Source organism: Mesorhizobium sp., from assembly GCF_004962925.1.
In the GTDB taxonomy this organism is placed as follows: Bacteria; Pseudomonadota; Alphaproteobacteria; order Rhizobiales; family Rhizobiaceae; genus Mesorhizobium.
On sequence record NZ_SUEO01000321.1, the window covers coordinates 1 to 4,909 of the forward strand.

Annotated in this window: 5 protein-coding genes and 1 pseudogene; 1 reads left to right on the forward strand and 5 read right to left on the reverse strand. The window is 63.2% G+C overall.

All coding sequences use genetic code 11. The annotated features are described in order from the left end of the window. Positions 1–124: 124 nt before the first annotated feature. From E5W87_RS33855 to E5W87_RS33870, 4 genes are all read right to left on the reverse strand, one after another. Positions 125–1,111, reverse strand: a complete 987-nt coding sequence (locus E5W87_RS33855) for a Gfo/Idh/MocA family oxidoreductase (protein ID WP_292407814.1) — start codon at positions 1,109–1,111, stop codon at positions 125–127. A 116-nt stretch (positions 1,112–1,227) separates the two neighbouring features. After that, complete coding sequence (locus tag E5W87_RS33860) at positions 1,228–1,803, reverse strand: YceI family protein (protein WP_292407816.1); 576 nt, start codon at positions 1,801–1,803, stop codon at positions 1,228–1,230. A gap of 70 nt (positions 1,804–1,873) precedes the next feature. Continuing rightward, complete coding sequence (locus tag E5W87_RS33865) at positions 1,874–2,452, reverse strand: cytochrome b (protein WP_292407818.1); 579 nt, start codon at positions 2,450–2,452, stop codon at positions 1,874–1,876. Between the two features lie 28 nt (positions 2,453–2,480). Further along, a complete protein-coding gene (locus tag E5W87_RS33870) occupies positions 2,481–3,371 on the reverse strand; it encodes a LysR family transcriptional regulator (protein ID WP_292407820.1) in 891 nt (296 codons plus the stop codon). A gap of 96 nt (positions 3,372–3,467) precedes the next feature. Between E5W87_RS33870 and E5W87_RS33875 the strand changes: the two genes are divergently transcribed. After that, positions 3,468–4,463 carry an aldo/keto reductase gene (locus tag E5W87_RS33875; protein ID WP_292407822.1) on the forward strand — a complete coding sequence of 332 codons (996 nt, stop codon included), beginning with the start codon at positions 3,468–3,470 and terminating at the stop codon, positions 4,461–4,463. Positions 4,464–4,520: 57 nt separating this feature from the next. On the opposite strand, the pseudogene E5W87_RS33880 reads toward E5W87_RS33875, so the two are convergent. Then, a pseudogene (locus E5W87_RS33880) lies at positions 4,521–4,909 on the reverse strand (phenylalanine--tRNA ligase subunit beta); the annotation flags it as partial.

A 4,909-nucleotide genomic window follows, 5' to 3' on the forward strand; every position in this document is an offset into this window, starting at 1 on the left:
GATCACATCCGCATCGTCAGCCATTTCTCCTCCCCCGGGGTTTTCCTCGCCGGCTTTGATTCTTTGGTTTGTCGCAGGTTCTTGTCGCAAAACCGTGGGGCACTTTGCGGAACCTGCTTAGTTGTCAGACCGTCTCCCAGCCTTCCTTTTCGCCAGCGCGGAAGATGGCGTCGATCACCTTCTGGTTGAGCACGGACTCTTCCAGCGTGAAGACGCGCTCCTTGCCGCCCTGTGCCGCCCGCGCGAAGGCCTCGACCTCCAGCCGGTATTGCTGCATGCCGGGGAAGCGGAACACTTGCGCCTCGCTGTGGTTCTGGTTGTGCAGCTCGATGCGATGATGATCGTAGATTCCGGCGTTGAACGGCGAAAGCACCTCGATGAAACCCTTCTCGCCATGGAACACCATCACCTGCCGCGCTGCCATCTGCGTCGACAGATAGAACGACAGTTCGAAGTCGCCGAAATCGGCGCGGATTGAGGAGTAGATGTCGGTGCCGAACGTCTTGTCGCGCTCGATCGTCGCCTGGACGCGCAGGGGCTCCTTGCCCGTCGAAAAGCGTGTCGACACCGTCGGGTAGACGCCGATGTCGGGCAGCGCGCCGCCGCCGAGGTCTAGCTGGTTTCGCATGTTGGCGGGATCGACATTGTAGTAGGAAAACGCGCCCTGGACATGGCGCAGCCGGCCGATGGCACCGTTGGCGATCAGCTCGCGCACCTTGATCCATTGCGGGTGGTAGACGACCATGAAGGCTTCGCAGACCAGCACGTTATTGGCATCGCGCAGCTTGATCAGCGGCGGAATGTCCTTGGCATCGAGCGCCAGCGGCTTTTCGACCAGAACATGCTTGCCGGCTTGAATCGCCTTGGCGGTCCATTCGACATGCTGCGCGGTCGGCAGCGGGATGTAGACGCCGTCGATGTCCTTGGATGCGAGCAACTCGTCATAGGAGCCGAAGGCATAGGGCGCACCGAAACGATCGGCCAGGGCACGGGCTTTCGACAGGTCGCGGCTGGCGATCGCCGACAGCACGCCGTTCTCCGCCTCGACTATTGCAGGCAAAAGATGCTCGCGGCCGATCTTGGCCGTCGACAAAACACCCCATCGGAACATCCGGCTTCTCCCTCTCGATTGCAGGAATGGAGGTTTGCCCGAAATCCGGGGAAAAGCCAATGCGGGAGCATGGCGGCGAAGTACGGCTCCCCCCGCAGCTTGGGCTCTGCGGTCGCTCAGCTCCTTTTACCCGTCAGCGTCATGTCAAAGTTGACGACGTTCGAATAGATCGGCGTGCCGACATCCATGCCGTAGCGCGACCGCAGCACCTTGCCGGTGACATGGAATCTTATCCTGCCCGACTTGAGGCCGCCGAGCTCGGCCGTGAATTTTTCCGGGAAGGTCTTGCCGCGCGCCGTCAGCCGGCCGGTGATGAGAGCAGTGGTGTCGCCGATGCGTTTGACGCTGGTCGAGCGGAACTGGATTTCCGGGTTGTTGGCGGCGTCGAACACCGCGTCCGAGCGAAGGAAGGCGTCGACGCGGCTTTGGCCGGTGCCGACACTTTCGGGAAAGATGGTGATGTTGACCCGGGAGCGCCCGACATCGCTGTTGTCGATGCGGATGCTGCCCTTGAAACGGGCAAAGGCGCCGTCGAGCCCGCCGCCGCCGGCCTTGCCGATGGAGAAACGGATGCTGGAAGCGGCCGGGCTGATCGTGTAGCTGCCGGCAGCGTCGCTGAGCGCGACCGCAGCGAAGACAGGTATGGCAAGGCAAACGGCAATCGCCGCAAATCCGAGGATGCGCGCATACATGGGATTGATCCTTTTCTTGCAGGCAACGCTTTCTAGCGTCCTCGCCCCATCAACGAATGAGCCGCCAGCTCTATTCCGCCTCGTGATTTGACGAAGGCGTGATCATGCGCGTCAGCACTACGTCCTTCAGCCAGAAATGATGGCGCAGCGCCGCGGCGATATGCAGGGCGACAAGTCCGATGCCGGCATAGGCTAGATACCAATGCGCCGAGATCCAGAAGCTTTCGGCCGTGTCCGATTCCGCGAGTGGCAGGTCCGGCATGACGAACAGGTTGAACGGCACGCTCGGGATCTCCAGCATCGACACCGATACCAGCGCCCAGCCCGACAGAGGCAGCGCAAGCTGAAACACGTAGAGCGCAAAATGGACGAGCGGCGCTATCCGGCGCTCGAGGCTTGCGACCGAGCGCGGCAGCGCCGGCACCGCATTGCCGAGCCGCCAGGCGATGCGCAGGATCACCAGGCCAAGCAGCAGAAAGCCCAGGGATTTGTGCAGCTGGATCAGCTCGAAGGCGGTGCGCTGGCTGGACACCCGCATCATGACGAAGCCGAGCACAAACTGGCCGATGAAGATCGCCGCGATCAGCCAGTGAAGGACGATTGCCGCCCAGCCATAGCGGGTGGTGTCGTTTGTGATCAATGCCGGCATGGTCGGTGAACGCCGGCGAGCCCGGCTTTCATCCGGCTATCTTGAAGAAATCGACGAAGGCCCTGAGCGCCGGCCGCATCTGGCGACGGCTCGGATAGTAGACGAAGAAACCGTCGAAGGGCGGACACCAGTCCTCCAGCACGCGAATGAGTCGGCCGTCGGTGATGGCATCACGAACATAATCCTCGAACAGGAAGGCAAGGCCGGCGCCGTCGACCGCTGCATTGGCGATCAGATGGTCCTCGTCGAGGATCAGTGGCCCCTGCACCGCCATCTCGGTCTCCTCGCCGTCCTTCTCGAATTCCCAGCGATAGAGGATGCCGCTGGAAAAGCGGAAGCGAATGCAACGGTGACCGGCAAGATCGTGCGGATGGCGCGGTCTGGGCATGGTCGCGAAATAGGATGGCGCGCCGACGACGGCGCCGCGAAGGTTTGGCCCGATGCGCACCGCGATCATGTCGCGCTGCAGGCTCTCGCCGAGCCGGACGCCGGCGTCGAAGCCGCCTTCGACCACATCGGTGAAGCGATCCTCGATGACGATCTCCAGCACGATGTCCGGATAGGCCGATGCAAAGGCGCCGAGCCGCGGCGTCAGCGCCAAGTGGGCTGCGGTGCGCGGCACGGTCAGCCTGAGATTGCCGGCAGGGCGGTCGCGCGCCTCGACCGCCGATTCCAGGGCGAGGTCGATCTCCGATAGCGCCGGCCTCAGCCGCTCGAGCAGCTGGGCGCCTTCCTCGGTCGGGGCGACGCTACGCGTGCTGCGCGCCAGGAGCCGCACGCCAAGACGCGCTTCCAGGCTGGACACAGCATGGCTGACCGCCGATGGCGCGATGGCCAGTTCCCTTGCGGCGCCACGGAAGCTGCCGCACTGGGCGACGGTTGCCAACACTGCAAGCTGTGAGAGGTGAGTTCGGTTCATTGATCTATTCTTTCGAACAGCCCGTGCAAATGAGAGATGATTATCGAACGCGGTGCAAGGCGCTATTTCCGCCGCATCACAACAAGGAGACGCGTGATGCAAACCCGCAAGCTTGGAAATGAACTTGACGTCTATCCGGTCGGCCTCGGCTGCATGGGGATGAGCTTCGTCTATGGCGGCCAGGAAGAGGCCGACGCGATCGCCACACTGCGCCGAGCCGTCGAGATCGGTGTCAACTTCTTCGACACGGCCGAGGTCTACGGCCCCTACGAGAACGAGATCCTGCTCGGCAAGGCGTTGAAGCCAGTGCGCGATCAGGTGACGATCGCGACAAAATTCGGCTTCAAGATCCTGGAAGAAGGCAATGGCGTCGAGCGCATGGCAGGCGTCGACAGCCGTCCCGAACACGTCAAGGCGGTCGCCGAAGCCTCATTGAAGCGGCTGGGCACCGAGGTGATCGACCTGTACTACCAGCATCGCGTCGATCCCAATGTGCCGATCGAGGATACGGTCGGCGCCATGGCCGAGCTGGTTCGCGAAGGCAAGGTGCGCGCGCTCGGCTTGTCAGAGGCGAGTGCGGCGACCATTCGCCGGGCACATGCCGTGCATCCGATATCAGCCGTGCAGAGCGAATATTCGCTATGGAGCCGCGACCCGGAAGAAGAGGTGTTTGCCGTCTGCCGCGAGCTCGGCATCGGCTTTGTTCCCTACAGCCCGCTCGGCCGCGGCCTGCTGACCGGCACGATCGCCAAGCCAGAGGCTCTCAGCGCTGGCGATTGGCGCCTCACCCTGCCGCGTTTCCAGGCCGACGCCATGGCGGCCAATGCGGCTGTTGTCGCCACGCTGGAGACAATGGCGGCAGAGAAGGGCGTGACGGCGGCGCAGCTGGCGCTCGCCTGGGTGCTGCACCAGGGCGATTTCATCGTGCCGATCCCCGGCGCCCGCAAGATCCGCCATCTGGAGCAGAACACGGCAGCGGCACAGATTGCGCTGAGCCAAACCGAGGTGGCGGCCATCGGCGACGCGCTGTCGCCGGAAAAGGTGGTCGGCAAGCGCTACACCGAAGCGGCGCTGGCGCTGGTCAACGGATAAACGCCGGACTGGATGAAAACTCGAAGGGGCGCTCCGGCGCCCCTTCTTGTTTCCAATCTATGCCCGCAGCACGCCGCCGGTCTGCTTGTTCACGTTGTCGACGATGCGCTTTGCCAGCGCTTCGAAATCCTCGTCGGTCAGCGTCTTCTCCACCGGCTGGATCGACACCTCGATGGCGATCGATTTCTTGGCAGCACCCAGCGCGGCGCCTTCGAAAACATCGAAGACCGAGACGTTGGTGATCAGCTTCTTGTCGGCGGCAAGGGCGGCACGGGTCAGCGTGCCGGCTTCGACCGCCTTGTCGACGACGAAGGCGAAATCGCGCTTGACCGCCTGGAAGGCGGACAGTTCGAGCTTCGGCTTTGTCCGCGTCGGCTTGGCCTTCGGCTCGGGCACGGCGTCGACGAACACTTCGAAACCGCAGAGCGGCCCGGAAACGTCAAGCC